The organism is Rhizorhabdus sp. GW822-FHT03C02 (assembly GCF_058801765.1).
Window position 1 is genome coordinate 1,300,214 of record NZ_JBXANN010000001.1, and the last position, 15,949, is coordinate 1,316,162.

15 protein-coding genes are annotated in these 15,949 nt (G+C 67.0%); 12 read left to right on the forward strand and 3 right to left on the reverse strand.

Annotation, left to right across the window (positions count from 1 at the left end):
* Positions 1 to 95 precede the first annotated feature (95 nt).
* Positions 96 to 806: a glutathione S-transferase family protein gene (locus tag AC1RM6_RS05935; protein WP_493099022.1), complete on the reverse strand. Its 711-nt coding sequence runs from the start codon at positions 804 to 806 to the stop codon at positions 96 to 98.
* 8 nt (positions 807 to 814) lie between these two features.
* Positions 815 to 1,261 (reverse strand): cupin domain-containing protein, encoded by a 447-nt coding sequence (locus tag AC1RM6_RS05940; protein ID WP_493099024.1) that lies wholly within the window; start codon positions 1,259 to 1,261, stop codon positions 815 to 817.
* A gap of 174 nt (positions 1,262 to 1,435) precedes the next feature.
* Between AC1RM6_RS05940 and AC1RM6_RS05945 the strand changes: the two genes are divergently transcribed.
* From AC1RM6_RS05945 to AC1RM6_RS05985, 9 genes are read left to right on the forward strand one after another with little or no spacing between them, the layout of a single operon-like run.
* The gene (locus tag AC1RM6_RS05945) at positions 1,436 to 1,948 is read left to right on the forward strand and encodes a hypothetical protein (RefSeq protein ID WP_493099026.1); all 513 of its coding nucleotides are present in this window, start codon (positions 1,436 to 1,438) and stop codon (positions 1,946 to 1,948) included.
* 44 nt (positions 1,949 to 1,992) lie between these two features.
* Positions 1,993 to 3,150, forward strand: coding sequence for a hypothetical protein (locus tag AC1RM6_RS05950; RefSeq protein WP_493099028.1), 1,158 nt, complete (start codon positions 1,993 to 1,995; stop codon positions 3,148 to 3,150).
* Positions 3,151 to 3,930, forward strand: coding sequence for an SDR family NAD(P)-dependent oxidoreductase (locus AC1RM6_RS05955; protein WP_493099030.1), 780 nt, complete (start codon positions 3,151 to 3,153; stop codon positions 3,928 to 3,930).
* 12 nt (positions 3,931 to 3,942) lie between these two features.
* On the forward strand, positions 3,943 to 5,163 hold the full coding sequence (locus AC1RM6_RS05960; protein ID WP_493099032.1) for a sulfotransferase family protein: 1,221 nt from the start codon (positions 3,943 to 3,945) through the stop codon (positions 5,161 to 5,163).
* Complete coding sequence (locus AC1RM6_RS05965; RefSeq protein WP_493099034.1) at positions 5,160 to 6,161, forward strand: alcohol dehydrogenase catalytic domain-containing protein; 1,002 nt, start codon at positions 5,160 to 5,162, stop codon at positions 6,159 to 6,161. The genes AC1RM6_RS05960 and AC1RM6_RS05965 overlap by 4 nt, the downstream gene beginning before the upstream one ends.
* A complete protein-coding gene (locus AC1RM6_RS05970; protein ID WP_493099036.1) occupies positions 6,158 to 6,562 on the forward strand; it encodes a Zn-ribbon domain-containing OB-fold protein in 405 nt (134 codons plus the stop codon). The genes AC1RM6_RS05965 and AC1RM6_RS05970 overlap by 4 nt, the downstream gene beginning before the upstream one ends.
* 1 nt (position 6,563) lies before the next feature.
* Positions 6,564 to 7,730 carry a thiolase family protein gene (locus tag AC1RM6_RS05975; RefSeq protein ID WP_493099038.1) on the forward strand — a complete coding sequence of 389 codons (1,167 nt, stop codon included), beginning with the start codon at positions 6,564 to 6,566 and terminating at the stop codon, positions 7,728 to 7,730.
* Between the two features lie 6 nt (positions 7,731 to 7,736).
* Positions 7,737 to 8,201: an SRPBCC family protein gene (locus AC1RM6_RS05980; RefSeq protein WP_493099040.1), complete on the forward strand. Its 465-nt coding sequence runs from the start codon at positions 7,737 to 7,739 to the stop codon at positions 8,199 to 8,201.
* Between the two features lie 11 nt (positions 8,202 to 8,212).
* On the forward strand, positions 8,213 to 8,623 hold the full coding sequence (locus tag AC1RM6_RS05985) for a nuclear transport factor 2 family protein (protein ID WP_493099042.1): 411 nt from the start codon (positions 8,213 to 8,215) through the stop codon (positions 8,621 to 8,623).
* A gap of 26 nt (positions 8,624 to 8,649) precedes the next feature.
* On the opposite strand, the gene AC1RM6_RS05990 is transcribed toward AC1RM6_RS05985, so the two are convergent.
* Positions 8,650 to 9,888 (reverse strand): ROK family protein, encoded by a 1,239-nt coding sequence (locus AC1RM6_RS05990; RefSeq protein ID WP_493099044.1) that lies wholly within the window; start codon positions 9,886 to 9,888, stop codon positions 8,650 to 8,652.
* Between the two features lie 141 nt (positions 9,889 to 10,029).
* Here AC1RM6_RS05990 and AC1RM6_RS05995 point away from each other — a divergent pair, with 141 nt between their 5' ends.
* The 3 genes from AC1RM6_RS05995 (at position 10,030) to AC1RM6_RS06005 (ending at position 15,885) form a co-directional block, all read left to right on the forward strand.
* Complete coding sequence (locus tag AC1RM6_RS05995) at positions 10,030 to 12,720, forward strand: TonB-dependent receptor plug domain-containing protein (protein WP_493099046.1); 2,691 nt, start codon at positions 10,030 to 10,032, stop codon at positions 12,718 to 12,720.
* 50 nt (positions 12,721 to 12,770) lie between these two features.
* Positions 12,771 to 14,915 carry a PKD domain-containing protein gene (locus AC1RM6_RS06000; RefSeq protein ID WP_493099048.1) on the forward strand — a complete coding sequence of 715 codons (2,145 nt, stop codon included), beginning with the start codon at positions 12,771 to 12,773 and terminating at the stop codon, positions 14,913 to 14,915.
* Between the two features lie 157 nt (positions 14,916 to 15,072).
* Positions 15,073 to 15,885 (forward strand): TauD/TfdA dioxygenase family protein, encoded by an 813-nt coding sequence (locus AC1RM6_RS06005; RefSeq protein ID WP_493099050.1) that lies wholly within the window; start codon positions 15,073 to 15,075, stop codon positions 15,883 to 15,885.
* Positions 15,886 to 15,949 lie beyond the last annotated feature (64 nt).

Below are 15,949 nucleotides of genomic sequence, written 5' to 3' on the forward strand. Positions count from 1 at the left end.
CCATAATAGAAAGAATTTTTTAGCAAATCGTGAAGATCGCGGATTGTCGGTGACCTATAGGAAATAGCCGATCGGAAGGCCGGCAATCACGCCCGTTAATTCGGCAGACGGTCTGGGTCGGCCGGTGGGTCATATTGCGCGACATTGCCGGCAGCAGACCAGCCGCCATCGGATGGCGGCATCCAGACGGTCAGCCCGCGCGCTACCACCGGTCGTGCGGCGATCCGTGCATGCCAGGCGGCGATATCGGGAAAGTCGCCGAGGCCGCCGACATGGTCGCGATATTGATCGATCCAGGTCCAGGACGCGATGTCGGCGATACTATATTCGTCGCAGATATAATCGCGCCCGGCGAGCTGGCGGTCGAGCACGCCGTAGAGCCTGAGCACCTCCTTGCGGTAGCGGTGCAGCGCATAGCTGTGATCGCGCGGATCGCGGCCGGGGATGTTCGACACCCGGACGAACCAGCTCAGCTGGCCCGCCATCGGGCCGAGTCCCGCCATCTGCCAGAACAGCCAGGAATCGACCCAGGCCCGCGCCGCGGTACCTTCGGGATAGAGGAGCCCGCTCTTGCGGCCGAGATATTGCAGGATCGCGCCCGATTCGAAGATCGTGACGCGTTCGCCTTCGGCGGTCCTGTCGATCAGCGCCGGGATCCGGTTGTTCGGGCTGATCTCGAGAAAATCGGGACGCTGCTGCTCGCCTTCGAGGATGTTGACCGGCACGATCTCGTAAGCGAGCCCCATCTCCTCGATCGCGATGCTGATCTTGCGGCCGTTCGGGGTTGGAAAATAGAAGAGCTGCATCGCCGCGCTCATCGCCTGATCGGCCGGAAAGCGATCTCGATGCGCGGCTTGGCCTCGAAACCGACATCGGGGAAGGTCGATATATCGTCCATGTCGCGGCCGCCGATGTCGAAGAAGATCGCCGGTTCGGTACCGCGGTTCTGGAGATGATGCGCGTTGGGGTCGTTCTTGCGGAAGGCGACGCAATCGCCGGCCTTGAGCACCTCCTCGCCATCGTCGGTGACGAGCACGACTTCGCCCGAGACGACGACCACCACCTCGTCATTGGTCTTGTGCCAGTGACGATGGGTCGACCAGCTGCCGGGGGCGAGTTCGACCCGGTTCACCCCGAACTGGGTGAGGCCATAGCTGCGGGTCAGCGGCCAGGTCCGCCGGCCGCGGCATTGCTCGTCATGCGGGGGTGGATAGGGGGTGCCGGTGCTCGCCGCCTCGGGCGGAAACTGGGCCTTCTTCATGGTGTCCTGTCCTCTCCATCGTCGCGATTCTCACCGACCGCCGATCGACATCGATCGTCGGCGCGATGGACGGCAGCGGTCAAGCTCCCCGCTTGCCATTCCACTTAGGTAGCGATTACTATCTTTCAGTACCGAGTCGCGATCAAGCAGGCTGCGACCGGGGAGGGGATGGATATGAACGCTCGCCTGACGCGGCCCGGCCCACGCTTCGCACCCGGCAAGGGGCTGCTGCTCAGCGATCATTTCGAGGTCGCCTATGCGACCAACGATATCGACCGTGCGCTCGACATCTTCGCCGCGCGCTACGGCATCGCCGAATGGCGTCGGCTCGAGGGGGATCTGCCCCAGGGTGGACGGATTCGCATCGAACTCGCCTGGTGCGGCGGGGTGATGTACGAGCTGCTGACCGCGTCGGGACCCGGATCCGAACCCTATGTCGAACGGCTGCCGGCCGACCGCTTCGCGGTCCACCATCACCATCTCGGTTTCCTGATCCACGACGCCGCCGAATGGGACGCGCTGCGCGAAGAGATCGCGCGATCGGGCTGGACGGTCCGGGTCGACACCGACATCGCCGGCTTCATGCGGCAGATTTTCGTCGAGGCGCCCGAGCTCGGCCATCTCCTCGAATATCTGTGGCCCGAGCCCGCCGGCATGGCCTTTTTCGACAGCGTACCGGGCAACTGACCCCGCCACCGCGCCCCATCCTATCGCCCGCACGGGAGAACCCCATGTCCCTCTTCGACCATCTCGCCAGGCTCGACAGCGCGGTCGCCCAATATGCCAACACATGGCAGCCCGACGATCCGCAATATCAAGCCGATCTCGACCGGCAGATCATGATGAATCTGTCCTATGCCTATTTCGCCTATTTCCACGCCGATGCCGAGCATCCCGACTGGGCGCCGCTGTGGAATCCGGTCTACACCTGCCAGCCCAACCCCGACGATATCTATCTCTACAGCCCGATCCGCGGCGATCTCCGCTACCGGGTCGCCGGCGATCGCGGCACCGTCGCCAAGCTGATCTTCGTCACCCAGCACGGCCTGTCGGGGATGATCGACGATGTCAGCGAGGTGTGCGACGTCATCAGCCTCGATGAGCAGGATTTCACGGTCGGCCCCGACGGACAGTTCGAGATCCTCTTCAGCGCCGAGCGGCCCGAAGGGCATATCGGCAATTGGGCGAAGCTCGGGCCCACGGCCGACGCGATGTTCGTGCGCTATCGGATGGTCGACTGGGAAACCGAGCGCGATCCGCAGCTGACGATCGAATGCCTCGATCCGGTGCCGCCCAAGCAGCGGCTGAGCGCCGCGCAGATCGCCGAGCGGCTCGACCTGATGGCGAAGTTTCCGGGTCGCGCGACCAGGCTGTTCTTCGCGATGCAGAACGCGATCAAGGCGCAGGTCGGCATCAACCATTTCGATCCGGTGCGGCTGCTCGGGCTCGACCGGCAGGTCTACTGGCCGGCGGTGTTCGAACTCGACGACGACGAGGCGCTGATCATCGAAACCGAGCTGCCCGAGACCCGGCCTTATTGGAACGTCCAGCTCAACGACCCCTATTTCAACGCGGTCGAATATGTCTATCGGCTGAGCAGCCTCAACGGCGCCACCGCCCGGATCGGTTCGGACGGCAAGTTCCGCGCGGTGATCGCGCTGACCGACCCGGGCGTTCCCAACTGGCTCGATCCCGCGGGGTTCAAACAGGGGACGATCTACGGGCGCTGGTATGATTGCAGCAGCAACCCGACCCCGACGATCGCCCGGGTCAAGCTGTCCGAACTGCGCGCGCATCTGCCCGCCGACACGCCGCTGGTCACGCCGGAGGCGCGTGCCGACGAACTGCGTCGCCGGGTGCGCGCCGCGCAGCGCCGGAGGCGCTGGTAGATGGCCAGCTATGATGTTGCGGGCAAGATCGCGCTGGTCACCGGCGGCGGCACCGGAATCGGCGCGTCGATCGCGACCCTGCTCGCCCGGAACGGCGCCGACGTCGCGATCGCGGGCCGCCGGCTCGACATCCTCGAGGCCACCGCCGCCGAGATCGCCGGGCAGACCGGGCGGCGCTGCCTGCCGATACGCTGCGACGTCCGCGATCCCGACCAGGTCCAGCAGATGGTCGACAAGACCGTCGCCGTGCTCGGCCGCATCGACATCCTGATCAACAATGCCGGCGGAGCGAAGCAGGCGATGCTGCGCAACGTCACCCCGGCGATGTGGCAGAACGAGTTCGCGCTCAACGTCCACGCCGCCTTCTACGGATCGAATGCGGCGCTGCCCCATTTCAAGGCGCAGGGATCGGCGGCGATCGTCAACATCTCGTCGCTGGCCGGGGTCCATGGCACCACCGGCGCCGGTGCTTATTCGGCGGCTAAGGCGGCGCTCCAGATGCTGACGCAGGTCGCGTCGGCCGAATGGGGGCCGCTCGGCATCCGCGTCAACTGCGTGGCGCCGGGGATGACCGCGACCCCGCTGGCGCAGGCCAATTGGGCCAAGGCGGGCTTCGATGCGACCGGCGCCTGCCGGACCTTTCCGCTGCGCCGGCCGGGCACCCCCGAGGAGGTCGCCGCGGCGGTGCTGTTCCTCGCCAGCGATGCCGCCGCCTACATCACCGGCGAGATATTGGCGGTCGGCGGCGGCCCGCAGATCAAGGGTATGATCGATGATTGAGAGGATGCTCTGATGGCCGGCCTCGAGGACCGTTTCGTCCCGCCCAAGCGCTTCGCCGATGCCGCCGACGCGCTCCATGCGCTGGTCGCCGAGCAGACCGGGACCGTCGATTTCGGCGACGACGACTATCTCGCCGGCCTGCACGTGCTGCTGCTGTCGATGGACCATGATCCGCGCTTCACCGAACAGGGCAGGCGGATCGCCTGGGGCGAACTCTATTCGGCGCTGGCCGCACGCGCCCATGCGGTGCGATCGATGAAGGAGAATCCGGGCTTCGACCGGCATCCGATCGCAAGCCCGGTCATCATCACCGGCATCCCGCGCACCGGCACCACCGCGCTTCACAAGCTGATGGCGGTCGATCCGCAGTTCCAGGGGCTGCAGAGCTGGCTGCTGACCGCCCCGATGCCGCGCCCGCCGCGCGAGAGCTGGGAGGGCAACGCGCTGTTCCGCAACGCCGTCGAGCGGCTCGAGGCGCGCTTCGCGGCGGACTCTGGGCTGCGCGCGGCGCATAATATCGTCGCCGAGGAGGTCGACGAATGCCTCGGCGTGCTCCGCCAGAGCTTCGTCTCGAACATCTGGAACTGTGCCTGGTCGGCGCAGAATTACGACCTGTGGTGGCAGGGGCAGAGCGAACTGCCGGCCTATCGCCATCTCTACCGGGTGCTGCAGCTGATCGGCAGCAACGAGCCCGGCAAGCGCTGGCTGCTCAAGAATCCCGGCCATATCGCCCGCCTCGACATGGTGTTCGCGGTGTTTCCCGACGCCAAGGTGATCCAGACCCATCGCGATCCCGCCAAAGCGGTGCCGTCGCTATGTGCGCTGCTCGCGCCGATCCACCCGATGATGGAGGAGGGGCGGGCGGATACCCAGCCACGGCTGCTCGCGCTGCGCGAGACCGAAAAATGGGCCAGGGCGATCCGCGATGCCGAGCCGGTGCGCCAGGCACATCCCGGCCAGATCCTCGATGTCGTCCATGGCGATTTCCACCGCGATCCGATGGGGACGATCGATCGGATCTACGCCTTTCTGGGGCTCGACCTGTCCGATCAGGTCGCCGCGGCGATGGTCGCGCGCAACGACGCCGCGCCCGAGCTTTCGCACGGTGTCCACCGCTACGACATCGCCGATTTCGGGATGACCGAGGCGGGCATCCGCGCGCGCTTCGGCGACTATGTCGACCGCTTCGGGCTGGTGGGAGAGCGGGCCAGGACGATGGAGGAGGCACGATGAAGGCAGCGGTTTTCCGGGGGGCGGGCCAGCCGCTCGCGATCGAGACCCTCGACGATCCCACCCCGGCGCCCGACGAGATCGTCATCAAGGTCGATCGCTGCGGGATCTGCGGCACCGATCTCCACATGACCTCGGGCCATGGCTGGGATTTCGCAGCCGGCACCGTGCCCGGCCATGAATATTCGGGCGAGGTCGTCGCGCTCGGCCGCGAGGTCGAGGGATTCCGGATCGGCGATCTGGTCACTGCCTTGCCATCGGCGGGCTGCGGCAAGTGCGAGGGTTGCGCGCATGGCATCGCTGCGCTGTGCGACGCATCGACCCCGGTGATGGGCGGCTTCGCCGAATATCTGCGCGCGCCGGGCCGGGTCGCGGTCAAGCTGCCCGGCGCCCTGTCGCTCGCCGACGGGGCGCTGGTCGAACCGCTCGCGGTCGGGCTGCACGGCGTGCGCGTCGCGGCGATCAAGGGCGGAGAGACGGTGCTGGTGCTCGGCGGCGGCGCGGTCGCGCTGTGCGCGATCTTCTGGGCGCGCCAGCAGGGGGCGGGGCGGATCGTCGCGGTGTCGCGCTCGCAACGCCGCGCCGAGCTGGCGCTGGCGATGGGCGCCGACAGCTTCATCCAGGCGGGCCCCGATGAAATCGCGCAGGTGATCGCGGCGCTGGGCGGCTCGCCCGACATCGTCCTCGAATGCGTCGGCGCGCCGGGGCTGGTCGGCCAGGCGATCCTGCATGTCCGCAAATTCGGCCGGGTCGTGTCGCTGGGCTTCTGCACCGCGCCCGATCCGATCATTCCCGCGCTCGCGTCGTGGAAGGCGGTCGAGCTGTCCTTCCCGGTCGGCTACACGATCGAGGAGTTCCGCTACGCCGCCGATCATCTCGACGCCGGACATGCCGATCCGCGGATGCTGGTCAGCGCGACGATCGGCTTCGACGACCTGCCGGCGACCTTCGAGGCGCTACGCGGCCCCAACACCGAAACCAAGGTACAGGTGAAGCTATGACCGTCCGCCGCCCCCGGCCGCGCCTCGACGCCGACAACCGCGCTTTCTGGACCGGCGGCGCCGAAGGTCGGCTCAACATCATGCGCTGCGACGATTGCGGCCAATATACCCACCCGCCGCGGCTGATCTGCCGCCACTGCCAGTCGGAGGCGATGGCGCCCGAGGCGGTTGCCGGCACCGGAACGATCGACACCTGCACGGTCAACCACCAGCCCTGGCTGCCGGGGCTCGAGGTGCCGTTCGTGATTGCCCGGGTCCGGCTCGACGGCGTGCCCGGGGTCTATCTGACCACCAACATCGTCGGGACGCCGGTCGAGCAGGTCGACATCGACGATCGGGTCCGCGTCGTCTTCGAGGAGCAGGACGGCATCTTCTTCCCTCTGTTCGAGAAGGTCGGCTGATATGGCCTTGAATGAAGCCTATATTACCGGGATCGGCCAGTCCGAGGTCGGCGTCCGCCTGACCCGCTCGCCGATGGGGCTCACCCTCGATGCGGTGCGCGAAGCGATCGCCGATGCCGGGCTCACCCTCGACCAGATCGACGGCATCGCCACCTATCCGGGGCGGCTGTCGATCTTCCTCGGCTTCTCGCCGCTCGGCGTCGACGACGTCATCGAGGCGCTCGGCCTGAAGCCGCGCTGGCATCTCGGCGGCGGCGAACTGCCCGCGCAGCTGAGCGCGATCGCCGAGGCGGCGATGGCGGTGCGCACCGGCCAGGCACGCCATGTCCTGTGCTTCCGCACCGTCTACGAGGCGGCGGCGTTGTCGCGGCCCGACGAGTTCCCGCCGCTCCAGCGCCAGGAGGCCGACGGATGGTCGCAATGGTCGGCGCCGTTCTTCGCGATCTCGGCGTCGACCTGGGTCGCCCAATATGCGTCGCGGCACATGAAACGCTACGGCATGACCCGCGAGCAGCTCGCGCAGATCGCGCTCAACGCGCACCGCAACGCCGCGATCAATCCGCGTGCCCGCAACATCGTCCGCGAACCGCTGACGATCGACAAATATATGGAGGCGCGGATGATCACCACGCCCTTCTGCCTTTACGACTGCGATCGCTACACCGACTGTTCGACCGCGATCATTGTCTCGGCGGGCGACACGCTCGACGAGGTGCGGACAACCCCGATCCGGATCGCCGCGACCGCGGGCAAGGTCGATCGCTACAGCTGGGACCAGGCCGAATGGGTCGCGGCTTATGCGACCGGCCCCGACCTCTGGGCGAAGACCGATTACCGCCCCAAGGACGTCGACACCGTCCAATTCTATGACGGCTTCGCCTTCTTCCCGATCACCTGGCTCGAGGGGCTGGGCTTTTGCGAGGTCGGCGAGGGGCACCGCTTCATCGAGGGCGGTCACCGCATCGCCCGCGACGGCGAACTGCCGCTCAACACCGGCGGCGGCCAGCTCGGCGCCGGCCGGCTCCACGGCTTCGGCTTCGCCCATGAGGCAGTGGTCCAGCTGCGCGGGGAGGGCGGCGAGCGCCAGATCCCCGGCGACCCGCGGGTCGCGATCGCGACCTCGGGCGGCGGCCCGCTCGCTGCGGCGCTGCTGCTGGCAAAGGACTGAACCGATATGGGATCGCTGCAGGAGCCGCGCGGCACGCGCATCGAACATGAGATCGTCGTCGACGCGCCGGTCGAACGTGTCTGGGCGCTGATTGCCGATGTCGATGGCTGGAGCCGCTGGAGCACGCTCTATCCGGCCGCCTCGGGCAGGCTCGAGACCGGCGGCACGCTCGACCTGTCGATCGCGCTGCCCGGGCTCAAGCCCCAGCCGAGCCGCGCGACGGTGGTCGCGGTCGAGCCGGAATCGGCGATGCGCTACCTGACCGTCAGCTTCGGCGGGCTCGTGCTCGGCAACCGCTATATCACCGTCCGTGCGCTTGGCGCCGGCCGCTGCGCGGTGATCAATGGCGAGGTGATCGGCGGGCTGCTCGGGCCGTTGATCGCCCGGCTGATGCGGGCGAAGGTCGCCGAAGGCTTCGCGGTGATGAACGCGGAACTCAAGGCCCAGGCCGAGACGTCGCCGCGAAACTGAAAGGAGAGGCCATGGCCAGGACCAACCAGCAGCTCGTCGACGCCTTCTTCGCCGCTCTGCCGTCGGGGGATCTGCCCGACGATCTGTTCACCGAGGACATGACCGCCTGGACGACCACATCGGGCACTAATCCCAAGGCCAGGATCCTCGGCGGTATCCGGATGCTCGCGACCCTGTTCGACGGCGGCATCACCTATGTCGTCGACGCGACCACCGCCGAGGCCGACCGGCTGGTGGCCGAGGTCCGGTCGCACGGCACGCTGGTCGACGGGCGCGACTATGCCAACACCCAGGTGTTCATCTTCCGCTTCCGCGACGGCCGGATCGCGTCCTTCGCCGAACATATGAACCCGCTCGTCACCCAGGAGAAGATCGTCCCGCTGCTCCAGGCGGCGATGGCGAAGGCCCAAGGCCGAGCTTAGGCGCTTCATGCTTATATGCGAGATGTCTATAAGGCGGTCTGCGACCGGTCGGTTCCCGGCTTGCGGGACGGCACGGGAAGGGGCCTTTCGCCCGGAACCAGATAGAGCTGTTCGAGCACCAGCGCGGCGACGCCGCGCGAATAGCTGTGCTCGTCGCCCGACCGGCATTCGATGCGCACCCGGTCGCGCAGCACGAACAGGATATTCCGGTCGATCGCGGCGCGCAGCGGCGCCTCGATCATCTCGATCAGCGTCCGGTTGGTGAACAGCACGACGATGCGCGCGGGATCCCAGAGATTGACATGATTGGCGATGGCGGCGCCGAGCGCGGTCGCGGCCCGGTCGAAGATCGCCTGGATCGCCAGGTCGCCGGCGGTCGCCTCCTCGGCGAAACGCTGCAGGGTTTCGTCGATCCGGTCGAGCGCCGGCATCGGCATCCCGCGGATCTCGCAGGCCTGCTCGACGATCGCGAAGATCGAACCATAGCTCATCAGGCAACCCTGCGCGCCGCAACCGCACGGCCTGCCCTGTTCGAACATCACCTTGATATGGCTGAACTCGGGATTGATCCCGCGCGAACCGGCGGTCAGCATGCCGTCGACATATTGGGCGAAACCCAGGCCCAGCCCGACCATCACCAGGCTGAAATCCTCGAGCTGGCGGTCCTCGCCGAACCAGTGCTCGGCGCGCGCGAACACGTTGACATTATTGTCGACGAACACCGGCAGCTTCAGCCGCTGCGCGATCATCGCCGCGACCGGCAACTCGCCGAGGGGATAGGTCTGCAGCCAGTGCATGACCCCGCGCCGGTTGTCGATCAGCGCCGGCAGGCTGAGCCCGATACTGTGAATGTCGCCGCGGCCGATCGGGCATGCGTCGATCCCGTCGATCAGCGCATCAGCCAAGCGGTCGATCCATGCCTCGATCGTGGGCGCGGCGGGCATCTGGCGGGTTGCGACATGGATCGGGTCGCCGCGCAGGTTCGACAGCGTCACTTCGAGGACGCCGTCGATGTAGAGAAAGGCGCCGACGACATAGGCGGCCTCGGGATCGATGCGCAGCTTCACCCGCGGCCGACCGCGTCCGGCGAGCGGCGCCCGCTCCTCGGCGAGCATGCCGCGCCGGACGAGATCGGAAGTGATCGCCGAGACCGTCCCCACCGACAGGCCGGTCAGGGTCACCAGTTCGGTGCACGACACCGGTTCGGCCCGGCGCAGGGCCTTGAGCAGTCGCAGCCGGTTCGATTCCTGATCGCTGATTCGCATCGTTTCCGTGTCTCGACCTTCCGGCGGGTCCGCAAGCCCACGCATATCCATGTATTTTTATCAGTCACTGAAAAAATATTGACGCCCGGCGCATCTGCTGTTTCATGGATGCAACAAAGATAATGAACCGGGAGAGAGAAGATGCAGAGGAAAGCCCTCTGGTCGCTGTGCGCCGCGACCAGCATGATCGCCATTGCCGGAACGGCACCGGCCCAGACGATCGCCGATATCGCTCCGGCCGATGCGCCGCAGGCCGATGGCGACCAGCCGAACAGGGATGAGATCGTCGTCACCGGCACTCTGTTGCGCGGGGTGGCGCCGGCCGGATCGGAAACCGTGTCGATCGGAACCCAGAACATCACCGCGATCGGCGCGGCCTCGACCGCGCAGTTGCTCGCGAGCGTTCCCCAGGCCGGCAACTTCAACAGCCGTCCGATCGTCTCGGCGACCGGATCGAGCCAGGTCACGATCAACCGCCCCAATCTGCGCAACCTGCCGGGCGCCTCGGGCGGCGGCTCGTCGACGCTGATCCTGGTCGACGGGCACCGGTTGCCGGGCATGGGCGTGCGCCAGACCGTGCCCGATCCCGACGCGATCGCCCCGGGGGCGATCGAGCGGGTCGAGATCGTCCTCGACGGCGGCTCGTCGATCTACGGCGCCGACGCGGTCGGCGGCGTGATCAACTTCATCACCCGCAAGCGCTTCGACGGGATCGAGGCCAAGGGCCATGTCGGCTTCGGCGACGATTACAAGACCGCCGACGGCAGCCTGACCGTCGGCAAGGCGTGGGAGACCGCGTCGGTCTATCTCAGCTATAATTATGCCTGGCACGATCCGCTCTACGGGCGCGATCGCGACTATGTCCGCCGGCGCGACTACACCAGCGGGCTGCCGCTCGACCTGACCTGCGGTGCGGGCAATGCCGCGGTCGGGGCCGCGGTCTATGCGCTGCCGGGGCTCACCCGCGGCACCGGCAATCGCTGCGACCTCAGCGACAACCGGACCTTCTATCCGAGCGAGCGGCGCCATTCGGCCTTTGCCGGCTTCTCGGCGGGATCGGGCGGGCCGGTCACCTTCGACGTCCGCGCCTTCTACACCCACCGCGTCAACAAGGGCGATGGCGGCCCGCTGACCGCGACCGCGACGATCGCCCCGGTCAACCCGTTCGCGCCGGGCCTCGTCTTCAATCCTTATTATCGCAACACCGGCGACGCCAACAGCTTCCAGGCACAGTCGGTGTCGATGGATTTCTCGTCGGTGCTCGGCGGCAGCAGCAAGCAGCAGGTGCGGCTCGAAACCTGGGGCTTCACCCCGTCGATGACCGCCGATATCGGCGGCGGCTGGCAGATGCGCTTCCTCGGCAATTATGGCCGCGGCAATGCCCGGGTCGCCAATGCGAAGCTCGACGACGGCACGCTGTCGAACCTCGTGCTGACCGGCAATTTCAACCCCTATAATCTCGGCGCCGCCGCCAACGCCGCGGTGCTGCCGCTGGTCACCAACTTCCTCGACTACGGCCTCGGCCGGAACGAGATGGTCAACAGCCGGCTGGTCGTCGACGGCAGCCTCGCGACCCTGCCGGGCGGCGACCTCAAGATCGCGGTCGGCGGCGAATATATCTATGAAAGCTATCGGTCGCAGATCAACGGCACCGTGTCGGCGAGCGCGATCGATGCGATCCCGGTCAATTCCGCCAGCCGCCGGGTCGCGGCGCTGTTCGGCGAGATGCAATTGCCGATCATCGGCGAGGGCAACCGGTCGGGCGGTCTCTATGCGCTCAACCTGTCGGCGTCGGGCCGCTACGATCATTACAGCGACTTCGGCGGCACCTTCAATCCGAAGTTCGGGCTGACCTTCCAGCCGGTCGAATGGGTCAAGCTGCGCGGCACCTGGGGCAAGTCGTTCCAGGCGCCCAGCCTGTCCGATGGCGCGTCGGCGGCGCCGGCGACGATCTTCGCCTTCCCGCTGGTGATCTTCGCCAACCCTGCCCAGGCGCCGACCCCGGGCCAGGCGCAGATCTTCCTCGGCGGCGGCGGCGTCGATCTCAAGCCGCAAAAGTCGACGACCTGGTCGGCGGGCTTCGACATCAAGCCGCCGGTGATCGAGGGGCTGGCCTTCAATATCAACTACTATAATATTCGCTTCAAGGACCTGATCGACATTCCGCCGGTGTTCAATCCGTCGGTCTTCTATTCGTTGTTCCAGAGCCAATATGTGATGAACCCGACGATCGCGCAGGTGAACGCGCTGGCGTCGCAGGTGCCCGGCGGGCTCGCCCAGGTGTCGCCCTATACGGTGATCCCCGGACAGGTCTATTCGATCGCCGACGGCCGGCGCACCAATCTGGCGGCGGTCAGGACCGACGGCCTGGATCTCTCGCTGAGCTACCAGCGCGAGACCGGCTTCGGCTCGATCTACGGCAATGTCGGCGGCAATTATGTCCTCGGCCGCAAGGAGCAGGCGATCGCCGGCGCGACGGTGGTGAACACGGTGCGCAACTATTCGCGGCTGTCGCTGTCGGGCACGATCGGCGCGGTGCTCGGCAAGCTGCGCGCGCAGGCGACCGTCAACCATCTCGGCGGCTATGACGTCGTGCCGCAGGCGTCGACCCTCAACCAGAGCCGGATCAAGGCGTTCGACGTCGTCAACCTGTTCGCCGAATATGCGTTCGGCGGGGAGGGGGCCTTCAAGGACCTGTCGATCACGCTCAACGTCGACAATGTCTTCGATCGCGATCCGCCGGCCTATAACGGGGTGATCAACTCGCTCGACGGCTATGCGGTCACCAGCATCGGCCGGGTGATCCAGTTCGGCGTCGCCAAGAAGTTCTGAAGACCGGGCCGGCCCGGGCCGGCCCTTTGCGCAAAGGCATGGACATCGTCATGACGCCACGGGATTTCGCATATTCGTTCAAATCCGCGGCAAAGGCTGGGCTGGCGGCGGCGGCGCTGCTGGCGGTGATGTCGCCCGCGGCGAAGGCGGCAGGGGAGCCGGCGGGCGCCCCGCCGCCGGTTGCCGCATCGGCGCTCGATCCGATGTTCGCGCAGCCTTATGTCGACATCGACGAATGGCGCGACGCGCCGGTGCGGCATCGCTATGTCCATGGTGGCTTCAAGGGGACCGAGACCCGCTTCTCCTTCTATCTGCCGCCCAAGGCGCAATATCAGGGGCGCTTCTTCCAGCACATCACCCCGGCGCCCGACAGCGAGAATCTCGCCCAGCACACGCCCGCGGGCGAACCCAGCAAGATCGGCTTCGCGATCGCGAGCGGCGGCTATTTCGTCGAGACCAATGGCGGTGGGGCCGCCTCGGCGGGGTTCGGATCGAAGGATCCGACGATCGGCGCCTACCGCGCCAACGCCGCCGCCGCGCAATATTCGCGGGTGGTCGCGGCCCAGATGTACGGTGGCAAGCGGCCTTATGGCTATGCCTATGGCGGCAGCGGCGGCGCCTATCGCACCACCGGATCGTTTGAGAACACCCGCGGAGTATGGGACGGGGTGGTGCCCTATGTGCTCGGATCGAGCATGGCGATCCCCAACAGCTTCACCGTGCGGATGCACGCGATGCGGCTGCTCGACGGCAAATTCCCGCAGATCGTCGACGCGGTCGAACCGGGCGGCAGCGGCGATCCCTATGCCGGGCTGAACCCCGAGCAGGCGGGGGCGCTGCGCGAGGTCACCCGCATGGGTTTCCCGATCAAATCCTGGTTCGGTTACGAGACGATGGGCATCCACGGCTTCGCCGCGCTTTATGGCGGGGTGGTGATGGCCGATCCCGGCTATTTCAGGGATTTCTGGACCAAGCCCGGTTATTATGGCTTCGACCATCCCGAAAGCTTCGCCGGCGCCCGCATCCAGCACAAGAGCCGGGTGATCGAGGCGATCACCGCGGCCGAGGCGGCGCGGCAGAAGCTGCGGACCAGCCTCGTCAACGGCAAGGTCACCGGCAATGTCGACGATTCCTACGCGGCGCTGCAGGGCGACGATGCCAAGCATGTCGTCGCCTATCGGCTCGCCGAGGCCCCGCCCAGGGCGCAGTTCCTCGGCGGCGACCTGATCGTCGCCAGCGGGGCGGCGAAGGGGGCGAAGCTGATGGTCAGCCGGATCGAGGGCGACATCATCATCCTCGGCATCGTCGACACCGCGGTCGCGGCGAAGATCGCCCCCGGCGACGCGGTCGAGGTCGACAACAGCAATTTCCTCGCCGCGCAGACCTATCACCGCCACCAGGTGCCCGGCGCCGAGTTCAAGGTGTGGGACCAGTTTCGGAAGGCCGACGGCACGCCGCTCTATCCGCAGCGGCCGATGTTGCTCGGGCCGATCTTCACCAAGGCGACCGCGGGATCGATCCCCGAGGGCAATTTCGACGGCAAGATGATCCTCGTCGAATCGCTGTGGGACCGCGAAGCCTATCCCTGGTCGGCCGACTGGTACCGCGCGCGGGTGGCCAGGCATTTCGGTGCGGCGGCCGACGATCATTTCCGGCTCTGGTACACCGACCATGCGCTGCACGGCGATTCGACCAGCCAGGAGGACCGCACCCACACCGTCAGCTATCTCGGCGTGCTCGACCAGGCGCTGCGCGACCTCGCCGCCTGGGTCGAAAAGGGCACCCCGCCGCCGGCCGGCACCGCCTATCGCGTCGACGACGGCCAGGTGGTCGTCCCCGCGACCGCGCGCGAGCGCAAGGGCATCCAGCCGGTGGTTGTGCTCGAGGCCAATGGCGGGGTTCGGGCCGACATCGCCGCGGGCCAGTCGGTGACCTTCACCGGCACGATCGAGGTGCCGCCCGGCGCCGGATCGGTGATCGCCGCGCAATGGGATTTCGACAATGGCGGCAGCTTCGCGACGACCTCCCCGGTCGGCAAGGGCGCGCGGCAGGTAAAGGTCTCGATCACCCACCGCTTCGACCGGCCGGGCACCTATTTCCCGGTGTTGCGCGGCATCTCGCAGCGCCAGGGGGACGGCGCGACCCCCTATGGCCGCATCCAGAATCTCGATCGGGTGCGGGTGGTGGTCAAGTAGCACCGAGCCTTAGCGCGGCAAGCGGGTCGGAGCCCGGGCGGGGATCATCCCGCCCGGGCTCTTCGCGTTTTCAGCTGATGCCTTGACAGCAGGGCGGGGGCGCCCAATAAACGGTCAGAACGGTATCAATAATAGGGCCGGCAACGGGAGAGCGCATATGCCATTCGAGGTCGTGGACCTGACCGACCGGATCGGTTCCGAGATTCGAACCGATGTCGAAACCCTGCTCGATCCCGCGGCCGCGACCGAGGTCCGCAGGCTCTTGCAGCAGCGCGGCGTGCTGCTGTTCCGGGCTATCGATCTTGCCGACGAACATCAGGTCGCGCTGGCACGAATGATGGGATCGCTGCGCGACGAGGGCGTGAACGGCATCTTCAAGATCACCCTCGACAAGAGCATCACCGCCAGCGCCGACTATCTCAAGGGATCGTTCAACTGGCATATGGACGGCACCCATGACGATGTGCCGATCTTCGCCTCGCTGCTCAGCGCCCGGGTGCTGTCGGCGGTCGGCGGCCAGACCGAATTCGCCAACAGCTATGCCGCCTATGCGGATCTGCCGCCGGCGACCAGGGCCCGGATCGACGGGCTGAAGGTCGTCCACAGCGTCGAGGTGTCGATGCTGCGCGCCGGGATCGAGCCGACCGCGCAGAATGTCGCTTTCTGGCGCAGCCGCGAGGACAAGGTCCACAATCTGGTCTGGACCCACGCGACCGGCCGCAAGTCGCTCGTGATCGGCTGCCACGCCTCGCACATCGTCGGCATGGACCGGGCGGAGAGCGATGCGTTGCTCGACGAACTGCTCGCCTTCGCGACCCGGCCCGACAATATCTACCGGCACGAATGGACCGTCGGCGACCTGCTGATCTGGGACAATAGCGGCGTGCTGCACCGGGCCGAACCCTATCCGGTCGATTCCGGCCGGGTCATGCACCGCACCACCCTGCTCGGCGAGGAAGCCTTCGCCTGATCGACCTTCCGCGGCGCCGGCACCGACGGGCCGGCGCGGCCCATCACGACATCGGACGGGAACT

Coding starts and splice junctions, on each gene's coding strand:
- AC1RM6_RS06005 (WP_493099050.1), top strand. CDS start 15,073: ATGCCATTCGAGGTCGTGGACCTGACCGACCGGATCGGTTCCGAGATT.
- AC1RM6_RS05955 (WP_493099030.1), top strand. CDS start 3,151: ATGGCCAGCTATGATGTTGCGGGCAAGATCGCGCTGGTCACCGGCGGC.
- AC1RM6_RS05980 (WP_493099040.1), top strand. CDS start 7,737: ATGGGATCGCTGCAGGAGCCGCGCGGCACGCGCATCGAACATGAGATC.
- AC1RM6_RS05960 (WP_493099032.1), top strand. CDS start 3,943: ATGGCCGGCCTCGAGGACCGTTTCGTCCCGCCCAAGCGCTTCGCCGAT.
- AC1RM6_RS05945 (WP_493099026.1), top strand. CDS start 1,436: ATGAACGCTCGCCTGACGCGGCCCGGCCCACGCTTCGCACCCGGCAAG.
- AC1RM6_RS05970 (WP_493099036.1), top strand. CDS start 6,158: ATGACCGTCCGCCGCCCCCGGCCGCGCCTCGACGCCGACAACCGCGCT.
- AC1RM6_RS05935 (WP_493099022.1), bottom strand. CDS start 806: ATGCAGCTCTTCTATTTTCCAACCCCGAACGGCCGCAAGATCAGCATC.
- AC1RM6_RS05940 (WP_493099024.1), bottom strand. CDS start 1,261: ATGAAGAAGGCCCAGTTTCCGCCCGAGGCGGCGAGCACCGGCACCCCC.
- AC1RM6_RS05985 (WP_493099042.1), top strand. CDS start 8,213: ATGGCCAGGACCAACCAGCAGCTCGTCGACGCCTTCTTCGCCGCTCTG.
- AC1RM6_RS05965 (WP_493099034.1), top strand. CDS start 5,160: ATGAAGGCAGCGGTTTTCCGGGGGGCGGGCCAGCCGCTCGCGATCGAG.
- AC1RM6_RS05990 (WP_493099044.1), bottom strand. CDS start 9,888: ATGCGAATCAGCGATCAGGAATCGAACCGGCTGCGACTGCTCAAGGCC.
- AC1RM6_RS06000 (WP_493099048.1), top strand. CDS start 12,771: ATGACGCCACGGGATTTCGCATATTCGTTCAAATCCGCGGCAAAGGCT.
- AC1RM6_RS05995 (WP_493099046.1), top strand. CDS start 10,030: ATGCAGAGGAAAGCCCTCTGGTCGCTGTGCGCCGCGACCAGCATGATC.
- AC1RM6_RS05975 (WP_493099038.1), top strand. CDS start 6,564: ATGGCCTTGAATGAAGCCTATATTACCGGGATCGGCCAGTCCGAGGTC.
- AC1RM6_RS05950 (WP_493099028.1), top strand. CDS start 1,993: ATGTCCCTCTTCGACCATCTCGCCAGGCTCGACAGCGCGGTCGCCCAA.